General features: G+C 34.6%; 25 protein-coding genes and 1 pseudogene. 18 read left to right on the forward strand and 8 right to left on the reverse strand.

The window, feature by feature from the left end; translation table 11 throughout:
• The 6 genes from AB8B65_RS04875 to AB8B65_RS04900 all read left to right on the forward strand — a co-directional run.
• Positions 1 to 131, forward strand: a 131-nt coding sequence (locus tag AB8B65_RS04875) for a 3-methyl-2-oxobutanoate hydroxymethyltransferase (RefSeq protein WP_405299757.1), incomplete at its 5' end; no start/stop codon positions are given.
• A 43-nt stretch (positions 132 to 174) separates the two neighbouring features.
• Positions 175 to 657, forward strand: a complete 483-nt coding sequence (gene lspA / locus AB8B65_RS04880; RefSeq protein ID WP_405299734.1) for a signal peptidase II — start codon at positions 175 to 177, stop codon at positions 655 to 657.
• Positions 657 to 1,355, forward strand: coding sequence for an RluA family pseudouridine synthase (locus tag AB8B65_RS04885; RefSeq protein WP_405299735.1), 699 nt, complete (start codon positions 657 to 659; stop codon positions 1,353 to 1,355). Before lspA ends, AB8B65_RS04885 begins: the two co-directional genes overlap by 1 nt.
• Positions 1,356 to 1,390: 35 nt before the next feature.
• Positions 1,391 to 1,939: a DUF4252 domain-containing protein gene (locus AB8B65_RS04890; RefSeq protein ID WP_405299736.1), complete on the forward strand. Its 549-nt coding sequence runs from the start codon at positions 1,391 to 1,393 to the stop codon at positions 1,937 to 1,939.
• 27 nt (positions 1,940 to 1,966) lie between these two features.
• On the forward strand, positions 1,967 to 2,680 hold the full coding sequence (locus AB8B65_RS04895; RefSeq protein ID WP_405299737.1) for a M50 family metallopeptidase: 714 nt from the start codon (positions 1,967 to 1,969) through the stop codon (positions 2,678 to 2,680).
• A 175-nt stretch (positions 2,681 to 2,855) separates the two neighbouring features.
• Positions 2,856 to 3,257 (forward strand): hypothetical protein, encoded by a 402-nt coding sequence (locus AB8B65_RS04900; protein WP_405299738.1) that lies wholly within the window; start codon positions 2,856 to 2,858, stop codon positions 3,255 to 3,257.
• Positions 3,258 to 3,267: 10 nt separating this feature from the next.
• Here AB8B65_RS04900 and AB8B65_RS04905 read toward each other — a convergent pair whose 3' ends face one another.
• Both AB8B65_RS04905 and AB8B65_RS04910 read right to left on the reverse strand, forming a co-directional pair.
• Positions 3,268 to 4,077, reverse strand: coding sequence for a DMT family transporter (locus AB8B65_RS04905; RefSeq protein WP_405299739.1), 810 nt, complete (start codon positions 4,075 to 4,077; stop codon positions 3,268 to 3,270).
• 57 nt (positions 4,078 to 4,134) lie between these two features.
• Complete coding sequence (locus tag AB8B65_RS04910; RefSeq protein ID WP_405299740.1) at positions 4,135 to 5,679, reverse strand: hypothetical protein; 1,545 nt, start codon at positions 5,677 to 5,679, stop codon at positions 4,135 to 4,137.
• A 158-nt stretch (positions 5,680 to 5,837) separates the two neighbouring features.
• Between AB8B65_RS04910 and AB8B65_RS04915 the strand changes: the two genes are divergently transcribed.
• From AB8B65_RS04915 to serA, 7 genes are all read left to right on the forward strand, one after another.
• Positions 5,838 to 7,010, forward strand: a complete 1,173-nt coding sequence (locus tag AB8B65_RS04915) for a 2-isopropylmalate synthase (RefSeq protein WP_405299741.1) — start codon at positions 5,838 to 5,840, stop codon at positions 7,008 to 7,010.
• Between the two features lie 24 nt (positions 7,011 to 7,034).
• On the forward strand, positions 7,035 to 8,426 hold the full coding sequence (gene leuC, locus AB8B65_RS04920; RefSeq protein WP_405299742.1) for a 3-isopropylmalate dehydratase large subunit: 1,392 nt from the start codon (positions 7,035 to 7,037) through the stop codon (positions 8,424 to 8,426).
• Between the two features lie 2 nt (positions 8,427 to 8,428).
• Positions 8,429 to 9,025, forward strand: a complete 597-nt coding sequence (gene leuD, locus AB8B65_RS04925; protein ID WP_405299743.1) for a 3-isopropylmalate dehydratase small subunit — start codon at positions 8,429 to 8,431, stop codon at positions 9,023 to 9,025.
• Positions 9,026 to 9,034: 9 nt separating this feature from the next.
• Positions 9,035 to 10,150, forward strand: coding sequence for a 3-isopropylmalate dehydrogenase (leuB, locus tag AB8B65_RS04930; protein ID WP_405299744.1), 1,116 nt, complete (start codon positions 9,035 to 9,037; stop codon positions 10,148 to 10,150).
• A gap of 114 nt (positions 10,151 to 10,264) precedes the next feature.
• Positions 10,265 to 10,483, forward strand: a complete 219-nt coding sequence (locus tag AB8B65_RS04935) for a hypothetical protein (protein WP_405299745.1) — start codon at positions 10,265 to 10,267, stop codon at positions 10,481 to 10,483.
• Positions 10,483 to 10,689, forward strand: a complete 207-nt coding sequence (locus AB8B65_RS04940) for a type II toxin-antitoxin system RelE/ParE family toxin (protein ID WP_405299746.1) — start codon at positions 10,483 to 10,485, stop codon at positions 10,687 to 10,689. The genes AB8B65_RS04935 and AB8B65_RS04940 overlap by 1 nt, the downstream gene beginning before the upstream one ends.
• Positions 10,690 to 10,830: 141 nt before the next feature.
• Positions 10,831 to 12,723 carry a phosphoglycerate dehydrogenase gene (gene serA, locus AB8B65_RS04945; RefSeq protein WP_405299747.1) on the forward strand — a complete coding sequence of 631 codons (1,893 nt, stop codon included), beginning with the start codon at positions 10,831 to 10,833 and terminating at the stop codon, positions 12,721 to 12,723.
• A gap of 72 nt (positions 12,724 to 12,795) precedes the next feature.
• Here the strand turns inward: serA and AB8B65_RS04950 are convergent, their stop codons facing one another.
• Positions 12,796 to 13,095, reverse strand: a complete 300-nt coding sequence (locus AB8B65_RS04950) for a hypothetical protein (protein WP_405299748.1) — start codon at positions 13,093 to 13,095, stop codon at positions 12,796 to 12,798.
• 89 nt (positions 13,096 to 13,184) lie between these two features.
• Between AB8B65_RS04950 and AB8B65_RS04955 the strand changes: the two genes are divergently transcribed.
• The 3 genes from AB8B65_RS04955 to AB8B65_RS04965 all read left to right on the forward strand — a co-directional run bounded on the left by AB8B65_RS04955 (position 13,185) and on the right by AB8B65_RS04965 (position 15,010).
• Positions 13,185 to 13,841, forward strand: a complete 657-nt coding sequence (locus tag AB8B65_RS04955) for a hemolysin III family protein (protein WP_405299749.1) — start codon at positions 13,185 to 13,187, stop codon at positions 13,839 to 13,841.
• A 73-nt stretch (positions 13,842 to 13,914) separates the two neighbouring features.
• Positions 13,915 to 14,577 (forward strand): hypothetical protein, encoded by a 663-nt coding sequence (locus tag AB8B65_RS04960; protein WP_405299750.1) that lies wholly within the window; start codon positions 13,915 to 13,917, stop codon positions 14,575 to 14,577.
• Between the two features lies 1 nt (position 14,578).
• The gene (locus AB8B65_RS04965; RefSeq protein WP_405299751.1) at positions 14,579 to 15,010 is read left to right on the forward strand and encodes a VOC family protein; all 432 of its coding nucleotides are present in this window, start codon (positions 14,579 to 14,581) and stop codon (positions 15,008 to 15,010) included.
• A 5-nt stretch (positions 15,011 to 15,015) separates the two neighbouring features.
• On the opposite strand, the gene AB8B65_RS04970 is transcribed toward AB8B65_RS04965, so the two are convergent.
• The 4 genes and pseudogenes from AB8B65_RS04970 to AB8B65_RS04985 all read right to left on the reverse strand — a co-directional run bounded on the left by AB8B65_RS04970 (position 15,016) and on the right by AB8B65_RS04985 (position 17,468).
• Positions 15,016 to 15,705 carry a peptidoglycan DD-metalloendopeptidase family protein gene (locus AB8B65_RS04970; RefSeq protein WP_405299752.1) on the reverse strand — a complete coding sequence of 230 codons (690 nt, stop codon included), beginning with the start codon at positions 15,703 to 15,705 and terminating at the stop codon, positions 15,016 to 15,018.
• 31 nt (positions 15,706 to 15,736) lie between these two features.
• Positions 15,737 to 16,291 (reverse strand): hypothetical protein, encoded by a 555-nt coding sequence (locus AB8B65_RS04975; protein ID WP_405299753.1) that lies wholly within the window; start codon positions 16,289 to 16,291, stop codon positions 15,737 to 15,739.
• 209 nt (positions 16,292 to 16,500) lie between these two features.
• Positions 16,501 to 16,672, reverse strand: a pseudogene (locus AB8B65_RS04980) (hypothetical protein); the annotation flags it as partial.
• A 118-nt stretch (positions 16,673 to 16,790) separates the two neighbouring features.
• Complete coding sequence (locus tag AB8B65_RS04985) at positions 16,791 to 17,468, reverse strand: YiiX family permuted papain-like enzyme (RefSeq protein WP_405299754.1); 678 nt, start codon at positions 17,466 to 17,468, stop codon at positions 16,791 to 16,793.
• Positions 17,469 to 17,620: 152 nt separating this feature from the next.
• On the opposite strand from AB8B65_RS04985, the gene AB8B65_RS04990 reads away from it, so the two are divergent.
• Entirely contained in the window at positions 17,621 to 17,791 is a 171-nt protein-coding gene (locus AB8B65_RS04990) for a hypothetical protein (protein WP_405299755.1), read from the forward strand.
• 169 nt (positions 17,792 to 17,960) lie between these two features.
• Positions 17,961 to 18,182: a hypothetical protein gene (locus AB8B65_RS04995; protein WP_405299756.1), complete on the forward strand. Its 222-nt coding sequence runs from the start codon at positions 17,961 to 17,963 to the stop codon at positions 18,180 to 18,182.
• A gap of 66 nt (positions 18,183 to 18,248) precedes the next feature.
• On the opposite strand, the gene AB8B65_RS05000 is transcribed toward AB8B65_RS04995, so the two are convergent.
• Positions 18,249 to 18,424: single-stranded DNA-binding protein (locus AB8B65_RS05000; protein ID WP_405299758.1), on the reverse strand; the 176-nt coding region annotated here is incomplete at its 5' end.

An 18,424-nucleotide genomic window follows, 5' to 3' on the forward strand; every position in this document is an offset into this window, starting at 1 on the left:
TGACACATGAGTTTAATCCAAGGTTTTTACGCCGCTACATGAATTTATATGAGGAAATGGGGAACGCCATTTCGCAATATGTTGCTGATGTGAAAAGTAGAGATTTTCCTAATGATGAGGAACAATATTAGTTGGAAGTAAATTGTAAAATCTAATATTTCTTAAAATACTACATTGAAAAAAATCTTTATTATTCTTCTTGTGCTCTTGAATATTGGGTGTGATCAAATTTCAAAAAATTTGGTGCGTAATAATGTAGAAGCTAGTCAAAGAATTGAATTAATTGGCGAAAATTTTATCCTAACAAAGGTAGAAAATGATGGTGCTATGCTAGGTTTTGGATCTGATTTGACTCCGACGCTTAAAGTTATATTCCTCCAGATTATTCCTGTAACCGTTTTATTGGTTTTACTTTTCAGAGTCCTTGTAAAAACGAATATGAACAAATGGTTGGTTTTTGCTTTTGCTTGTCTTATTGGTGGTGGTATCGGAAATTTATTCGACCGCATTGCCCACGGTGAAGTAACTGACTTTTTCTACATTGATTTAGGAGAATATCTTAGAACAGGTGTTTTCAACATGGCTGATGTGTCAGTTACGATGGGAGTGATTTTGATTCTTTTTCTTAGTATCCGATATAGAAATCTAGAAATGTAGTGGCAGACAAAACCTATTCTACAAAGGATAATCTCCAGATAATTTACGAAGACAATCATCTCATCGCAATTAATAAGCGTCCAGGCGATATTGTTCAGGGAGACAAAACTGGTGATCTTCCTCTTAGCGAAGTCGTAAAACAGTATATCAAAGAAAAGTACAACAAGCCAGGAAATGTTTATTTGGGAGTAGCACATCGCTTAGATCGGCCAACATCGGGCATTGTGGTATTTGCAAAAACTTCAAAAGCTTTACCGAGATTAAATAAGCTATTCGCTGAAAAGGAAGCTAAAAAAACCTATTGGGCGGTGGTGAAAAATTCGCCTGAAAAGCATGAGGATACGCTGATTCATTACATGAAGCGAAATACGAAACAGAACAAATCGTACGCAAATCGTAAAGAAGTACCAGAGAGTAAAAAAGCTATTCTCGACTATCGTATACTGAAAAAGTTAGAAAATTTCTATTTGTTAGAAGTAGATTTAAAAACAGGAAGACATCATCAAATTCGTTCGCAACTAACCGCTATAGGCTGTCCTATAAAAGGGGATTTAAAATACGGGTTCGACAGAAGTAATAAAGATGGTAGCATACATTTACATGCGCGAAGCCTATCTTTTATCCATCCTGTAAAAAAAGAAATGCTTGAATTACTGGCCCCCCCACCCCATGATGTAATTTGGAACGCTTGTTGCTAAAATAGTTATATTACATAACCATTAAACACTATATCATGATCAAAAGAACACTTTTCCTATTCTCTCTAGTCCTATTATCATCTTGCGGAAGCTATAACTCCATCGACACTTTTTATGAGGCTCATAAAAATGATGATCAGGTTACAGCCGTTCGCGTACCACGTTTTATGTTATCACTTCTAGGTAATATCTCCCCTGAGATGAATTCGCTTATTGGCAATACGAAAGACTTGCGTTATATGCAGTTTCCTAGTGCAACTCCAGAACGCACTACGTTTTTAAATAATCAAATGAATAACATGACGAGTAGTTCATTCATTGAAGTCTATCGAAAGAATGATAATCAAAAACGTAATGTGGTTTCCATACGAGAAAAGAGAGATGCTGTGAAGGAAATCTTAATCTACAACAACAATACGGCTAGAGGATCCTTTCTATACTTCAATGGTAATTTTGACCCGGTAAAAGTGCGTGAAATGGCTAAAAATGAGGACTTTCAAAAATTAGGAGAAGGTATCATTAACCAGTTCAATATGGGTAGTACTCCTGGTATCAATGAAGAGGAAGAGCCAAATGACAACTAGATTTTATATGCTATAAATTAATAGGATATGAAACTAACTGATGGCAAAATTCAAATTATTTACTTGGCTGTTTTAATAGCGGTTGTAGTTATCTTTTGGAATACCATAATTGTTTATCCTATCAAGTTATTTGTGGTGATGCTTCATGAAATGAGCCATGGATTAATGGCAGTTGCCTTTGGAGGAAAAATCATCGCCATACAAATTGATCCTCAAATTGGTGGCTATTGCAAGTTTGAAATGGAACCTGGATTTTGGGGTTCATTTATGACCGGAAGCGCTGGCTACCTAGGAAGCTTATTTTGGGGCTCACTCATTTTAGTACTAGCCGTAAAATCAAAAAGAGACAAATACATTTCATTGGTTATCGGAATAGTTTTATTGGGACTATCCTATTTTGTATTACAGTCGGGTGAATTGTTTGGCACCGCAATGACCGCGAGTTTGGGTGTTTTTATGCTAATTGCTTTTCGGTTTTTCGGTCCTTTATTTCATGATCTTTGGCTGAAATTTATCGGAATTATTTCATGCGCCTATGTAATTCTTGATATTAAAGATGATCTCATTGATAGAACTAATATTGGAAGTGATGCTGACGCCATAGCAGAATTGACTGGCCAATCAAGTTTAGTTATTGGAATAATTTGGATGCTATTAGCTATTCTAAATTTGATAATAGTACTTCGATATATTTATAAAAAACAAATGACCGATTATCATCATTCTGAACCGGCAGTTTAAGGAAGCGATAAAATCTCCTTTATCGGAAAATCATCGTTATATTTAATCTTCTGTCATGAAAATATTTTAATAGTTCTTGTGGATAATTTTCTACTAGTTTACGAGTATTTTTTAATCCTTTTTTGGGTTAATTAAAGGACCATCATAGATTTAAATTGAACTTAAAATTTAAATCATGAAAAAAATAATACCATCTCGATTAACCATTTTTGCTTTTACATTCATTTTCGCATTAAGCTTTATAAGTTGTATAACTGAAGACCTGGCTAACGATGACATAGATGCTATTGACCCTATAGCAGGCAAATGGTTCCTAATTAGCGTTAATGATACTGATGTGACAGGTATAGAATGCTATAAAGACTCTTTTATTGAATCTGATGCTAAAAATATAACATTCTTCATACAAGATCGACTTGAAAACGGGACTTGTGAAACCGTATTTGATAATAGACAAACCATTACAAACGAAGAAGGTTTCTACTATTTGGGAGATGAAGTAATTGAAATAAATATTAGTGGAGATAAACTTACTTGGCGTGTAGACGTCAATACCAGTTTAGTTTTTAAAAAATAAGGATTCAGTTTTATTTGTAGGTCCGAACACTTTCAACCACGACCGCTGTTAATATTAATACTCCGCCAAAAATGGTTATCCAGGTTGGATATTCAGATAAAAAGATAGCTCCAATAATAATTCCATAAACAGGCTGCACACTACTTAAAATACTTGCTGTAGTAATCGTAAAGTGCTTAAAACTTGCCAAGAACAACGTATGCCCGATAGCAGTAGTTAGCAGCGCCAACGTTAATATCGCTTGCCATTGCGAAAAGACTTCGGTAAAATCAGTAAACAAGAACGCTGGCAGAAGCATGACGCCAACAATACCTGTTTGATACGACATCAACAAAGAGCCGTCATACTTGGCTACTTTAGACTTCATCAGTAAGTTTCTTAAGGCATAGACCAAAGCAGAGAATACGCCCATGATAATGGCTATGGTATACGAATTCGCCAAACTAAAATCTGGAATCAAGAAATAAATACCGCACAAGACCAATGCACCAAGTAAGAGGTGTATTTTTTGGAACTTGGTTTTTAGAACAAGAGGTTCTAAAAAAGCGGTCAGTACTGGATAAGTAAACATAGAGAGCATGCCAATGGCGACATTAGACATTTGCAAGGCATAAAAATAAGTTACCCAATGAACCCCCATCAAAAGTCCGCTTAAAATAATCATTGGTCGGTCTGACTTTTCAATTTTAAAAGAAACTTTTTTAAAACGGCAGTAGATCACTAAAATCACAAAAGCCAAAATTGCTCGAGAAGCAATAGTAACAGGCACAGACAATTGAATATACCTACCCAAAGCACCAGAGGTGCTAATGAATAACATGGCCAAATTTATTTCTAGTAAATGGCTATAATGATTGTTCTTAAAGCTGCTCAAAGCTTAACGTGTCAGGGTTTCGGCTTTCTCACGAATAATTTGAGAAACGGGTTTGTTTTGTAGATGACTCTCTAACCATGAAATGACATCTAAATATAAGAATGCTCTTTTCTCATACGGATGGTCTTCATATTTTTTAAGCTCTGCATGTAATTTTTCAAATTCATGATGCAAATCGCTTGGGTATATATTCCCAAGGTTTCTTAAAAACTTAATCATCTCTTTCTGCACCTCATGCAAATCATCCATTTTAAGCAGAAACTTGTACGTACTTTTTAATTGCACTTCTAAATGGTAATCCATGCCAGCTTCATAATGTGCTACCAAACTTAAAACTCTAGCGAAGCACATCAAGTCTTCTCGCATTTTGAGGTTCTTATTATTGATGATTCTTTTTAAGTATTGAATACAGGTTTTGTTATCTCCCATTCCAAAATACAAGCAGGCAACTTTGTAATACAAAAGCATGATATGATGTTCATCTATTCGGTCTTTATGCTTTGCAATTCCGTACTCAACAATGCGAACCAAATACTCTCCTTTTGCAAACGTACCTTCTAGAAAATGAAGGTTTAATTTATTGGAGTTTGTATATAGAAAAGCAAGGGAAGCAATGTTGTCATTCTTAGGAAATTCTTTGCTACTCACCATAGCTTCCATTCGTTCAAGTACTACTTTAAATTGAGAACTGTATTTTACATAAAATAAGGACTCTAATAAATAATGATTTCCCTTTAAAAAGAACACAGGATTCAAATAAATCATCTCTTTATGTTCGTAAAAAAGATCAACCCATTTGTTGGCATATTTATAACAAGAAAGAAAATCTTGAATCAAAAAACTATACCACAAATGCGCTTTATATAACCACAATTTCTCTCTAAATCCGAGTTCATTAATGTCAACTTCTGGCAATCGATCATGAAAATAGGCTGTCACTTCTTCATAATCTTTCTCATCTTTCACGTAGCCTACTTTTAGCAACAAACCGTACAATTCTAAAGACAAATTCGATAATTTACTAGCCAAAACATTCTGTATACTTAATTTTTTCGCTTCCGCAGAAAGTTCATCAGCACGGCTCGATAAACTCCGAGTAATATACTGCGTTTCAATAATCTTCTCTAACTCCACAATTTCGTACGCCACATTTTTTTCTTCATGTTCCAACGCCAAAATTTTGGCTTTATCGAGCAACTTCAAACTCTGCCTGTACAATCCTTTATTATACAAAATAGTAGCATAATCGAGTTGTTCTCTAATGGCAATTCGGATGTTATTCTGCGCAGGATTCAAACGCAAACTCTTTAAAATTTGCTTATACAAGTTGGCTTTTAAATTTGATAATTGCTGTTTTGTAACAATCTTCTTTTTTAAAATCGCTTGTTCGTCATACGTTTGACTCTTCTCTAAGAAGGTAAATAAAGCTAAAAATTTAGAATTCACATTGCCTTCAAATCGTCCTACATACAACTTAAATTGTCGCTTTTCAGACTTTGATAACGATTTAATCAATACAAATAAAGATTCCTTTTGTGAGTTTGGCATTGTAAAAAACTATTTTATAAATAATTTACTATCAGTAATTTAACCTTCAAAAAAACAAAATTAGCACTGTAAAACACAAGGCTTTATCGTTCGTTTTAGGAAATACAAAGTATACATTCGTAAGAATAAAAAGAAATAAACACTCAAATTTTTAATTTATGAGTTCAAATCGAGTCTATATTTTTGATACTACGCTAAGAGATGGAGAGCAAGTTCCTGGTTGTAAACTCAACAAGGATGAAAAACTAATGATTGCTTCTAAATTGGATATTTTAGGTGTGGATGTTATTGAAGCAGGATTTCCTGTATCAAGTCCAGGCGATTTCCAATCGGTAGCAGCCATTGCAAAACTAGTAAAAAATGCCACCGTTTGCGGATTAACAAGAGCTGTAGAAAATGATATAAAAGTTGCGGCAGAAGCACTAACGTATGCAAAACGTCCACGAATCCATACAGGAATTGGAACTTCTGAATCGCACATGAAATACAAATTCAAAGCAACACCAGCACAAATTATTGAACGTGCCGTTGCGGCAGTAAAATATGCAAAATCGTTTGTGGAAGATGTAGAATTCTATGCAGAAGATGCTGGACGAAGCGACAACGAGTTTTTAGCAAGAGTTTGCGAAGCCGTTATAAAAGCAGGCGCTACCGTGTTGAATATTCCAGATACAACGGGCTACTGTTTGCCAGAAGAATACGGACAAAAAATAAAATACTTAAAAGAAAACGTAACGGGAATTCACAACGCAATCCTTTCTTGTCATTGTCATAATGATTTAGGATTGGCAACCGCAAATTCTATTGCAGGAGTGATGAATGGTGCGCGACAAATAGAATGTACGATCAACGGAATTGGCGAACGTGCAGGAAATACTTCCTTAGAAGAAGTAACTATGATTTTAAAACAACATCCATATTTAGACTTAAACACAAACATCAACTCAAAAATGTTGACGGAAATGAGTCAATTAGTTTCTGATACGATGGGAATGCCTGTGCAACCAAACAAAGCAATTGTAGGAACAAATGCATTTGCGCACAGTTCAGGAATTCATCAAGATGGCGTAATTAAAAATAGGGAAACCTACGAAATTATGGATCCAAAAGATGTCGGCGCAGAAACGTCATCCATTGTACTTACTGCAAGAAGCGGACGTGCAGCATTGGCATACCGAGCTAAAAATGTTGGGTACAATCTTACAAAACTTGAATTAGATACAGTATATAGTGACTTTTTACATTTTGCTGACAAGCATAAAGAAGTAACCGATACAGACATTCATCAAATCATAAAAACAAGTACAATTCAAAAAAGAATGTACGCATAGGTTCTAGTAGAAAATTTAACCAAGATGAAAAAGACATTATTTGATAAAGTATGGGATACACATGTTGTAGACAGCATTCCCAACGGACCACAAATTTTATATATAGACAAGCATTTAATTCATGAAGTAACGAGTCCGCAAGCATTCAATGAATTAAAAAAGCGAGAGATTCCTGTTTTTAGACCAAAACAGATCGTCGCAACTGCCGATCATAATACACCAACTGTAGATCAGCATTTGCCTGTAAAAGACGAATTGTCGCGCAAGCAACTACAACAACTACAAAAAAACTGTGACGAACACAATATTGAACTCTACGCATTAGGACATCAATACAACGGAATTGTACATGTAATGGCGCCTGAATTGGGCATCACACAACCAGGAATGACAATGGTTTGTGGAGATAGTCATACTTCAACGCATGGTGCTTTTGGCGCCATTGCTTTTGGAATCGGAACGAGCCAAGTAGCACAAGTATTTGCGAGTCAATCTTTGCTATTAGCAAAACCTAAAAAAATGCGCATTACTGTAAACGGAAGTTTGCAAAAAAATGTATTACCTAAAGATGTCATCCTCTATATCATTTCAAAACTTGGAACTGATAGCGGAACACAGCATTTTATAGAATTTGCAGGCGAAGTCTTCGAAAACATGTCTATGGAAGGACGAATGACTGTTTGTAATATGAGTATTGAAATGGGCGCACGTGGCGGAATGATCGCGCCAGATGAAACAACATTTGAATATGTAAAAGGAAAAAAGTTTGCACCACAAGGAGCTGATTTTGATACAAAAGTCGCCTATTGGAAAACGTTACAAACTGATGCTGACGCGGAATTTGACACAGAATACACTTTTGATGCCGCAAACATTACTCCAATGATTACGTTTGGAACCAATCCGGGCATGGGAATTCAGTTAACAGAAAATATTCCAACAGCAAACGATGTAAATCTTGAAAAATCATTGCAATACATGAACTTTGAAAAAGGTGCTTCGTTACTTGGGCAACAAGTAAACTATGTTTTCATAGGAAGCTGTACTAATTCACGTATTGAAGATTTCAGAGTGGCAGCAAATTATGTAAAAGGAAAACAAAAAGCACCAAATATCAATGCTTGGTTAGTACCAGGTTCGCAATTGGTGGTAAAACAAATAAAAGAAGAAGGTTTGGACGAAATCTTTGAAGCAGCAGGTTTCAAGCTACGTCAACCAGGTTGTTCGGCGTGTTTGGCTATGAATGATGACAAAATTCCTGATGGCGAATACTGTGTTTCCACTTCAAACAGAAACTTTGAAGGGCGCCAAGGGCAAGGTTCGCGTACACTTTTGGCGAGTCCATTAGTTGCAGCTGCCACAGCAATTGCCGGAAAAATAGTAGATGTTAACGTTCCAATTTTAGAAGAAGTTTAGTTATGAGTACATTCAACACATTTAGCGCTACTGCGTATCCGTTACCTGTAGAAAACATAGATACCGATCAAATTATTCCTGCACGTTTTTTAAAAGCAACTAGTCGAGAAGGATTTGGCGAAAATTTATTCAGAGATTGGCGTTTTCACAAAGATGGAAGCGTGAATTCTGATTTTGTATTGAACGAAGAAAAATATAGCGGCTCTATCTTAGTAGCTGGTCATAACTTTGGTTGTGGATCAAGTCGAGAACATGCGGCTTGGGCATTAAAAGACTTTGGTTTCAACGTGATTATTTCTAGTTTTTATGCAGACATTTTTAAAGGAAATGCATTAAACAATCATGTATTGCCAATTCAAGTCGTTCCAGAATATTTAGCAAGACTTTTACAAACAATTCAAGAAAATCCAAAGACCAAAATTGAAGTCAATTTGGAAGCACAAACCGTTTCATTTGAAAATTTTACAGGAGTACATTCCGCAACTTTTGACATTAATCCATATAAAAAAATGTGCTTGCAAAAAGGATATGACGATATTGATTTTTTAGTCAGCAACTTATCCAAAATAGAAGCATTTGAACAACAACATATATATTAGAAATTAGCTATGAACTTACACATTGCAGTCCTTTCAGGCGATGGAATTGGTCCTGAAGTAACCGCCCAATCCATAAATATATTAACTGCGATTGCAGAAAAATTTCAACACAAATTCACTTTTGAAGATGCACTTGTTGGTGCCATTGCTATTGATGAAACTGGAAATCCATTGCCACAAAAAACATTGGATTTATGCTTAGACGCAGATGCCGTTTTATTTGGTTCGATTGGCGATCCGAAATACGACAACAATCCAGATGCAAAAGTACGTCCAGAACAAGGTTTATTGGCATTGCGCAAATCGTTGGGTTTATTTGCTAATATTCGCCCTGTAAAAGCGTACGATACTTTATTAGACAAATCGCCACTAAAAAAACACATCATTCAAGATACGGATATTGTTATTTATCGCGAATTGACTGGTGGAATTTATTTTGGCGAAAAAACCTTAAGTGAAGACGGAACAGCAGCTTCCGATTTATGTTCGTATAGCAAAGAAGAAATTGAACGCGTAGCGCATTTTGCATTTAAAGCTGCGCAAGGCAGAAGAAAAAAATTAACTTTAGTTGACAAAGCCAATGTATTAGAAACTTCTCGTTTGTGGCGAAGAGTTGTCACTGCAATGGCTTCACAATATCCTGATGTTGCCTTAGATTTCTTATTTGTAGATAATGCAGCCATGCAAATGGTATTAAATCCAAGTCAGTTTGATGTCATTTTGACCGAAAACATGTTTGGTGATATCATTTCAGACGAAGCCAGCGTTATTGGTGGCTCTATTGGATTATTAGCTTCGGCTTCCGTTGGAGAAAAATATGCGTTGTTTGAGCCAATTCACGGTTCGTATCCACAGGCAACAGGGAAAGGCATTGCCAATCCGATTGCTTCTATCCTATCGGCAGCGATGTTGCTGGATCATTTTGGATTAGCAGAAGAAGCAGAAACGATTCGCGAAGCGGTAGAACGCGCTATTGATCTTGAAATTTGCACACCAGATTTAAACGCAAATGGAGGATATTCTACGCAAAACGTAGGAACTTTTATAGAAGAATTTATTGAAAATGTAGATGCTTTACACATCAACTCTGGAAATATAAGAGTTGGACAATCTACCATTATTTAGTGTTTTAGAGTATTACATTCCCTTTCGTCATGCTAGAAAGGGAATGTTTTTAGTTGACTTTTCTAGTGTATAAAAAAGATTTTTTACTTTTATAGTATATCTAAAGATTGTAAAATGAATATTCAAGCTGAAAAAATAGAATTATTAAAATTGTTATTAGACACTAATAACCCTACAATTATTCAGTCAATCAAACAAATCTTTGAAAAAGAAAATACTTCTATTTGGGATGAACTTTCTGAAGCGGAAAAGAAGGAAATAAAGCAAGGAACTACAGATATTAAAAATGGAAATATTACTGACTACAATTCATTTATGGCGAAGCATAGATAATGAGTAGAGAAATAAAAATTTCTAAAACTGCGGAAGAGAAACTTGAAAAACTTTTGGTCTATTTACTAGAAAATTGGTCTAAAAAAGTAAAATCTGACTTTGTAAAAAAACTAGATACATCTATAGATTTAATTCGTTCTAACCCAACGATGTTTCCTGAAATAAAAAAAGACACCAGACAACGTCCATCAAAACTAAAAATTTAATAAAATCACAACATAAACTTACAATCTGAAAGTAAGACCTTAGTTTATCAACAAAAGTATTAGAATTGTTAATTGAATCTTCCCAAAGGTATGGTTCAAATAGAATGATTTTAATATTTTTACCACTTATTTAATGACGACATGGAAACGGTTCAAAAAAACTATATTTTTGATTTTGATAGTACGCTTACTAGTGTAGAAGCGTTGGATGTTTTGGCTGAAATTACGTTGGCTAGCAATCCTAAAAAAGAAATAATTATTAACGAAATTCAAGAGATTACCAATTTGGGAATTGATGGAGAAATTTCGTTTACGGAATCCTTGGAAAGGCGCATCAAATTATTGAACGCGCACAAATCTAATTTGGAAGAATTGATTTCAAGATTGCGTCTACAATTATCCGCTTCTATTGAAAGTAATAAAGAGTTTTTTGAGAACTTTTCAGATGATATTTATGTGATTTCTTGCGGATTTAAAGAATTTATAGATCCGATTGTGAAAGAGTATAATATTCCTGCCAACCGTGTGTATGCAAACACGTTTGCTTTTGATGCAGAAGGCTATATTGTAGGATTTGATGCTGCAAATGTACTCTCGCAACACAACGGAAAAATTCAGTGTTTAAAAGACATGAACTTGGAAGGAGAAATTCAGGTAATTGGTGATGGTTATAGCGATTATGTAATGCGCGAAGCAGGTATTGCCGATAAGTTTTTTGCCTTTACAGAGAATGTATCAAGAGAAAAAGCGATTGACAAAGCCGATCATGTAACGCCAAATTTAGACGAGTTTCTGTTTGTAAATAAATTGCCTAGAAACATTTCATATCCAAAAAATAGAATCAAAATATTATTACTAGAAAACATTCATTCGGACGCGTTTGATCGTTTGGCAGATGATGGTTTTAGTGTAGAAATGTTATCGCATAGCCTTTCCGAAGAAGATTTAATCGAAAAAGTAAAAGATATACACGTGTTGGGAATTCGTTCCAAAACACAAGTGACTCCAAAAGTGATTGCAGCTGCAAAAAAATTATTGGCAGTTGGCGCGTTCTGTATCGGAACAAAACAAATTGATTTAGAAACCTGTAAAGAACACGGAATTGTCGTTTTTAATGCGCCATATAGCAACACGCGTTCGGTTGTTGAATTGGCAATTGGTGAAATTATCATGTTGATGCGAAGTGTGTTTCCAAGAAGTACCGAATTGCACAACGGACAGTGGAATAAAACCGCAAAAGGTTCACGCGAAGTGCGTGGAAAAAACCTTGGAATTGTAGGGTATGGAAACATCGGGAAGCAATTATCTGTGTTGGCAGAAGCGATGGGAATGAAAGTATTTTACCATGATATTGAAGATCGTTTGGCACTTGGAAACGCACAAAAATGCAATTCTTTAAAAGAATTATTAGCCATTTCGGATGTAGTTTCTTTACATGTTGATGACAATGCTGCGAACAAAAATTTCTTTGGAAAAGCAGAGTTCGATCAAATGAAAGATGGTGCGTTATTAGTCAACTTAGCAAGAGGTTTTGTCGTAGATATTGATGATTTAAAAGTAGCGTTAGAAAGCGGAAAAATTGCAGGCGCTGCTGTCGATGTATATCCTGTTGAGCCAAGAGCTAACGGAGCATTTGAAACACCATTGAAAGGTTTAAACAACGTAATTTTAACGCCGCATGTTGGTGGAAGTACGGAAGAAGCACAACGCGATATTGCCGATTTTGTTCCTAATAAAATTATGGCGTATGTCAATTCTGGTAATACGGTTGATGCGGTCAATTTCCCAAATATTCGTTTGCCACGACAAACCAATGCACACCGCTTTTTGCACATTCACAAAAACGTGCCTGGCGTAATGGCAAAAGTGAATAAAGTGTTGGCAAAATACGAACTGAATATTACAGGACAATATTTATCTACCGATAGTAAAGTTGGATATGTAATTGTGGATGTAGATAAGGAATATAACAAAAAAGTGACCTCAGCTTTAAAGAAAATTGAAGACACTATTAAGTTTAGAATTTTGTATTAATAGCGAATTCTAAATTTTATAAAAGCTACTTCTTGCATGTGTATGTACATATAAGAAGTAGCTTTTTTAGTTTTATGCCGGATGATCTCTTTTGCTAAAAATAGGTTCTGTGCCGCGAATATTTACTTTGACAACTCTGTAATTATCTAGCAATGCTACAAAATGATTGTCGTCTTCCCAAATCATCGCGTAGGCGTAATCAATCAAGTTTCTGGTAAAAGTTCGGTAACATTCTTCGCCATTATTTTGAATTTCTCTTGTGATGATTTCTTCTGATTGAAAATCGATGATACTTATGTGATTTTCGTTAGTTTCTAAAATAGCAAGATGATTGTCATTGTCTTTTTGTAATGTAATTACAGAATAAAGCATAAAACTATTATGTATTGGAAGTAAATTTGTTGCAATTTGAGATGTTCTAACTTTTTTTGCGGTTCTTTGTATTATATTTTACAGTAACTATGAGTTCCAATAAAGAAGCCGTTTATTATTCACCATTAGAAGAAAAACTCAATATTATTTCGCATGCTATTGGTGTTTTGTTAGGTATTATTGCCTTGGTCTTTTTAGTTGTTCATGCTGCTCAAAATGGCACAGCAGTTCATGCTGTAAGTTTTACTATTTACGGAGCAAGTATTATTATATTATATCTTGCTTCTACGCTGTATCACAAAGCCACCAGTCCTAAACTTCGGAATCGTTTGCGCATCTTTGATCATGCGGCTATTTATGTGCTTATTGCCGGAACGTACACACCTTACGCACTCGTTACTTTGGAAGGAACTGTTGGGTGGACTATTTTTGGGCTCGCTTGGGGTTTTGCCATTGTTGGAATTACGATGAAACTTTTCTTTACAGGGAAATTTGATAAGCTTTCTACCTTGATGTATGTTTTTATGGGTTGGATTATCATTTTTGCCATTAACCCTTTGATTGCGAATTTGTCTAGCGAAGGTTTATTTTGGTTGATTGCTGGCGGCGTTTTTTATACCGTTGGTGCCGTTTTATATAGTATTCGAAGTCTTCCTTTTAATCATGCAATTTTTCATGTATTTGTATTAGCAGGAAGCATTTGTCACTTTATTTCGGTGTATTTTTATGTGTTGCCTTTTGCCTAGTTTTTTTTACACAAATTACAGTTTGGAATTGTATATTAGACAAGTATCTTACACAAACAAAAAAAAACACTACATGAAAAAAATATATCTACTCTTGTTCGTTTTAGGAACTACACAACTTTCCTTTTCGCAAACAATACAACAAGTTGATTCTATATCTAACGTATTTTGTGAATATCTGAAAACCATAAATATCAAAAATGATACACTAAAATTAAATACATTGTACGAACAAAAATTTTATCCATACTTGAGAAGTATCGCAAAAGAAGAAGTTGAGAAAGTTGGAAATAAATTATATTACAGGTTGCAACGAAATTGCGTGGAGTTTCGTAAGTTGTTAGACCGTTTGGAACCTCCAAAAGATGGATTAACACGTATTACCGAAAAGCCTGTTTCAGAAATTACCAAAAAACAACTGAATGCATTTAAAAAACAGAAAGAATTCTACTATTATGAAGCTTCAGGAGAAAAAACAATTGTAATTATGAAAGATGGATTTTGGACCGATTATTTTTCAGATGATACCGCTTCCAAACTCACAACCAAATGGATTGGCAACACTGAATTTGAATTAACTTTTATAGAAAGTGACAATGAAACTAGAGCTAATTTTAGTGTAAAAGGAGACAAATACGTCTATCAAGTTTTGGCTAAAAAAGACAACTATTACGAAATGAGTGTCAATATTCCAGGGCAAATTGTTTTTGAAAAATTCAAAATATATTACAAATAAAATGATGCAACCACGAGTAACTATTATCGGATTAGGTGTCGCTAATTTAAAGGCTTCAACCGCTTTTTATCAAGAAAAATTTGGCTGGAAACTGACCAATGCAAGCAATGAAAATATTTCGTTTTTTCAGTTAAATGGCGTGTTACTTTCACTGTATCCAAGAGAAAAACTTGCCGAAGATGCTACGGTTAACGCAAAAGGTACTGGATTTAAAGGATTTACCTTAGCATACAACACACGAAGCAAAGAAGAAGTGGACGGAATTTTTGCCGATTTAGCAAGTAAAGACGTTAAAATTATCAAACAACCCGAAGCTGTTTTTTGGGGCGGATATAGCGGATACGTTGCCGATTTAGACGATAATTTATGGGAAATTGCTTTTAATCCGTTTTTGGAATTGGATGCCGAAGGAAATACGGTGAACGAAGAATAGTTTAATTACAATCTCAACAACAAATTCGGATCAGGACAATTTTGTTTGTAAAAATCTAAGTCATTTTGAGAAGAAACACCAGGATAATCTCCTGAAAAATCTCGCATGTCTTTTATGATTTGAAAGTGTAAATGCGGCGGATAATCTCCATTAACATTCGCAGCTCCTAGCCTTGCAATTTCTGCACCTTTTTCAAAGCGTTGTCCAAGGTGTATATTTTCAATAGAAGCTACACTTAAATGACCATATAACGTATAAAATTCAACATTTTGAATGGTGTGTTTTAAAATAAGTGTCGGTCCATAATCACCAAAATTCGTATTGTTTTGAAAACTATGTACCTCACCATCTAACGGAGCGTAAATTGGTGTTTCGGCTTCAATCCACAAATCTAGACCTAAGTGAATATTGCGCTCAGTTGCTGGATTTTGATCGTTAAAATATTCGCTTCTATTGTAAATTCCACGTTTTTCTAAATAACCACCAAATGCTACTTTACAATTATTTATCGCAATATACCGATTAATATGCTTTCCTAAAGTATCCGACGAAGATACATCGACAGTTTCTAATTGCTCATTCGTCACTGACAAATCTAAATGTACATAATCCGAAGTTGAAATGTTACGATCTAACACAAATAAAGATTGTTTTCCTAAATCGCTTAAAAGTTGCGTGAATGAAGTTGGTGACATTGTTTGTTTTTTTTAAAAAAATAAGGAAATATTATGTAATAATAACACGTGTGTGTTTTCGCAACTGTGGAATTACTTTTTCTACTAATAATTCTCGCTGCTGTTGCGATCTTACTATAAACTGATAATTATATGCTTTCTGTTCATACTTAAACTCTAAATAGTTTTCAGCTCCCAAGCTTTTACTAGGCTCTCCTGTACCAGAAAAAGTATTGATAGCGCCTTTTACATCGTGACCACTAAACTTTATATGTGTTATTTTTTCTATTGGATAAATTTCTACATAATCAATGGTGATTTCATTAGCATCCAAAAAAATAATTCCGCCAATATCTAAATTGTTTCCATCTGAATCTCCAAAACCTTTAAACACTCCAATCAGCAAACAAATAATACATCCGAGGCAAATCAGTTTAAAAGTCCAATATTTAAGTAAGTTCACTTCATATAATTTATCATAACTTGCAGTGATAACAAACACCAATAAAAGTCCTATAATTCCTATATAAGTGATCTTTTCTGAATTAGAAATATCATATAACACTCCTTTTTTCGGAATCACGTAGTCGAAAGATATTTTTTCCATTCTTAATTTTTACTTGTAATATTTTCTAAATCGTCACTTCAAATTATATTATGAATTCATCTTCAAAACCTCAGCATACGCCTTTTCCTGAGAGTGAATCGCAAGTTCATCTTGTGGAACATAACTGTTTTTCTGTTTTGCATCAATGATTCTTCCTTTTACCGTATCATCTAATTGCCATTGTACATACGTTCGCAATTGTTGGTGCATAGCTGCGACACGCACTTTAAAAAATTGATCCAAATTAGAAGAAAATATTGCCAAAAACTTAATGCGTTCATATAACGGATTTCGCATATCGGCAGCTTCTTGCAACACGCGGTGATTAAAGCGCAACCATGATAAATCTCTGTTATTGTATTCGGTAGACGTTAGTGACATTCTTAAATTTTAAGTATCAAAAATATACATTATTTACCCATTAGACGTATTTTTTTTAATTGCCTTAAGAATAGTGCATTCCAAATTAAAATTTGTTGTGAATCGAATTTTTAGCGCTTTACTTTTCCATGACCAATATCAATTGATCAGATGCAAACATGGCGGCAGGAGAAATTACTTTTTCATTCATTGGAATATTGTTTCCGTAACGTTCTTGCATTTTAGATTGTACCGTTTGATGGCTCAAATCAAAGTCTGAAAGTCGCTCCAATTGTCCAATTTCGATATTTGCTGCTTCTTTGTATATTTTCCAAACTAGCTCAGAACAATAAATTTTATCATCTGACCATTCAAAGTAGATATCATACGGTTTTCCTATAAACTTTTCGCCAATCTGTTTCATTTTAGAAAGTGTAGCACTTGTTAGAATTTGAGCTGCATTTGCCAATCTTTTTATGACGTAATGTCCGTTTTTACCACGATTAATCCATTTTTGCAAAGGTGTTAGTTTTACAGGTTGCACCGCTTCGTAGACAAAATATTGTCCATCATTTTCATAAATAATTCCCATGTGACTGTATTTTGAATTTGTTGCTAACTGAATGGCTTTACTCTGATTGGATGTGGACGTTTGAAAAATGATATCGCCATTTTGAATAGTACGATTACGTGTAAACTGCGCTGTTTGCTTAGCATCTTTTTGGACACCATCAGCAAATTGATACATTTCTATGATCCAATACGTTAAGAAGCCTAAAATTCCAATAATGATGAGTGTAAGCAGTGTTTTTTTCATGCGTTTATATAGTGAAAGTTCTTATTTTTTTAAAAAAATTACTGTAATAGATCAAGCTACAAAAATCTGCTGCTGAGTCAAAGTATCACAACGAGTTTAGTTTATTTTTAACATTTGGTTTTATTTTTTTGAAACGAATTTAAAAATTAGGCATGTGCAATTTAGTAAACAAATATAATGTAGCAGGTTCGCGCTACACAAGTTATCCGGCAGTTCCGTATTGGAATATAGAAAGTGGTTTTGTAACAAATCCAATCGATTGGAAATATTCAAGCGCTAGCCTGGACACGATTTTTATTTGGAGTTTGACGATCAGAATTTAGATGCAAATAAGAACTTTAATTTAAACAAAAAAGAAAAAGAAGAGTAGGTTCAGAAACTTAAATCGATATTTCAGCAATTAACCAAGACTATAAAAGATAAAATTATTTAGTATTGCGTAGCGGAAGTCGAAAAGCTTATTAGAGTAGACACAACCAAACTCAATTCACAATGAAAATATCTTCCTTTGAAGCTTTCAAGCAAACAGGAAATGTAGTTCCTCAACACGTATTGCATACAATTTCTGGAGGAACTGAAACTTCTTCATCAAGTAGTAACGAAGAACCAGCAGATCCAATTCCACCAGCAACAACTCACACAGATCCACCGCCACCTCCACCACCGCCAAGGACAACTATCTATAGAATAGACGGAGATTTCGTGTATACATGATATAAAAAAGCGGTTGATTTTTAATAATCAACCGCTTTACAAACCCCACATGTAGATTTCCCAAATCTATCTCCCCAACATCAAAATCTCACTCACCAATACTTCCGTTACATATTTCGTTTCTCCATCTTCTGTTTCATAAGATCGGTTTGTTAGTTTTCCGTCAATTGCAATTTCTTTTCCTTTTAGTAAATATTTTTCAACAATTTCTGCCGTTTTATTCCAGGCGATTAATGAATGCC

Origin of the sequence: Kordia sp. (assembly GCF_045105435.1) — a bacterium.
Classification (GTDB): Bacteria; Bacteroidota; Bacteroidia; order Flavobacteriales; family Flavobacteriaceae; genus Kordia.

Bases quoted from the DNA above. Each gene is read 5' to 3' on its own strand.
- AB8B65_RS04890 (WP_405299736.1), top strand. From the start codon at position 1,391: ATGATCAAAAGAACACTTTTCCTATTCTCTCTAGTCCTATTATCATCT.
- AB8B65_RS04895 (WP_405299737.1), top strand. From the start codon at position 1,967: ATGAAACTAACTGATGGCAAAATTCAAATTATTTACTTGGCTGTTTTA.
- AB8B65_RS04900 (WP_405299738.1), top strand. From the start codon at position 2,856: ATGAAAAAAATAATACCATCTCGATTAACCATTTTTGCTTTTACATTC.
- AB8B65_RS04905 (WP_405299739.1), bottom strand. From the start codon at position 4,077: ATGTTATTCATTAGCACCTCTGGTGCTTTGGGTAGGTATATTCAATTG.
- AB8B65_RS04910 (WP_405299740.1), bottom strand. From the start codon at position 5,679: ATGCCAAACTCACAAAAGGAATCTTTATTTGTATTGATTAAATCGTTA.
- AB8B65_RS04915 (WP_405299741.1), top strand. From the start codon at position 5,838: ATGAGTTCAAATCGAGTCTATATTTTTGATACTACGCTAAGAGATGGA.
- leuC (WP_405299742.1), top strand. From the start codon at position 7,035: ATGAAAAAGACATTATTTGATAAAGTATGGGATACACATGTTGTAGAC.
- leuD (WP_405299743.1), top strand. From the start codon at position 8,429: ATGAGTACATTCAACACATTTAGCGCTACTGCGTATCCGTTACCTGTA.
- leuB (WP_405299744.1), top strand. From the start codon at position 9,035: ATGAACTTACACATTGCAGTCCTTTCAGGCGATGGAATTGGTCCTGAA.
- AB8B65_RS04935 (WP_405299745.1), top strand. From the start codon at position 10,265: ATGAATATTCAAGCTGAAAAAATAGAATTATTAAAATTGTTATTAGAC.
- AB8B65_RS04940 (WP_405299746.1), top strand. From the start codon at position 10,483: ATGAGTAGAGAAATAAAAATTTCTAAAACTGCGGAAGAGAAACTTGAA.
- serA (WP_405299747.1), top strand. From the start codon at position 10,831: ATGGAAACGGTTCAAAAAAACTATATTTTTGATTTTGATAGTACGCTT.
- AB8B65_RS04950 (WP_405299748.1), bottom strand. From the start codon at position 13,095: ATGCTTTATTCTGTAATTACATTACAAAAAGACAATGACAATCATCTT.
- AB8B65_RS04955 (WP_405299749.1), top strand. From the start codon at position 13,185: ATGAGTTCCAATAAAGAAGCCGTTTATTATTCACCATTAGAAGAAAAA.
- AB8B65_RS04960 (WP_405299750.1), top strand. From the start codon at position 13,915: ATGAAAAAAATATATCTACTCTTGTTCGTTTTAGGAACTACACAACTT.
- AB8B65_RS04965 (WP_405299751.1), top strand. From the start codon at position 14,579: ATGATGCAACCACGAGTAACTATTATCGGATTAGGTGTCGCTAATTTA.
- AB8B65_RS04970 (WP_405299752.1), bottom strand. From the start codon at position 15,705: ATGTCACCAACTTCATTCACGCAACTTTTAAGCGATTTAGGAAAACAA.
- AB8B65_RS04975 (WP_405299753.1), bottom strand. From the start codon at position 16,291: ATGGAAAAAATATCTTTCGACTACGTGATTCCGAAAAAAGGAGTGTTA.
- AB8B65_RS04985 (WP_405299754.1), bottom strand. From the start codon at position 17,468: ATGAAAAAAACACTGCTTACACTCATCATTATTGGAATTTTAGGCTTC.
- AB8B65_RS04990 (WP_405299755.1), top strand. From the start codon at position 17,621: ATGTGCAATTTAGTAAACAAATATAATGTAGCAGGTTCGCGCTACACA.
- AB8B65_RS04995 (WP_405299756.1), top strand. From the start codon at position 17,961: ATGAAAATATCTTCCTTTGAAGCTTTCAAGCAAACAGGAAATGTAGTT.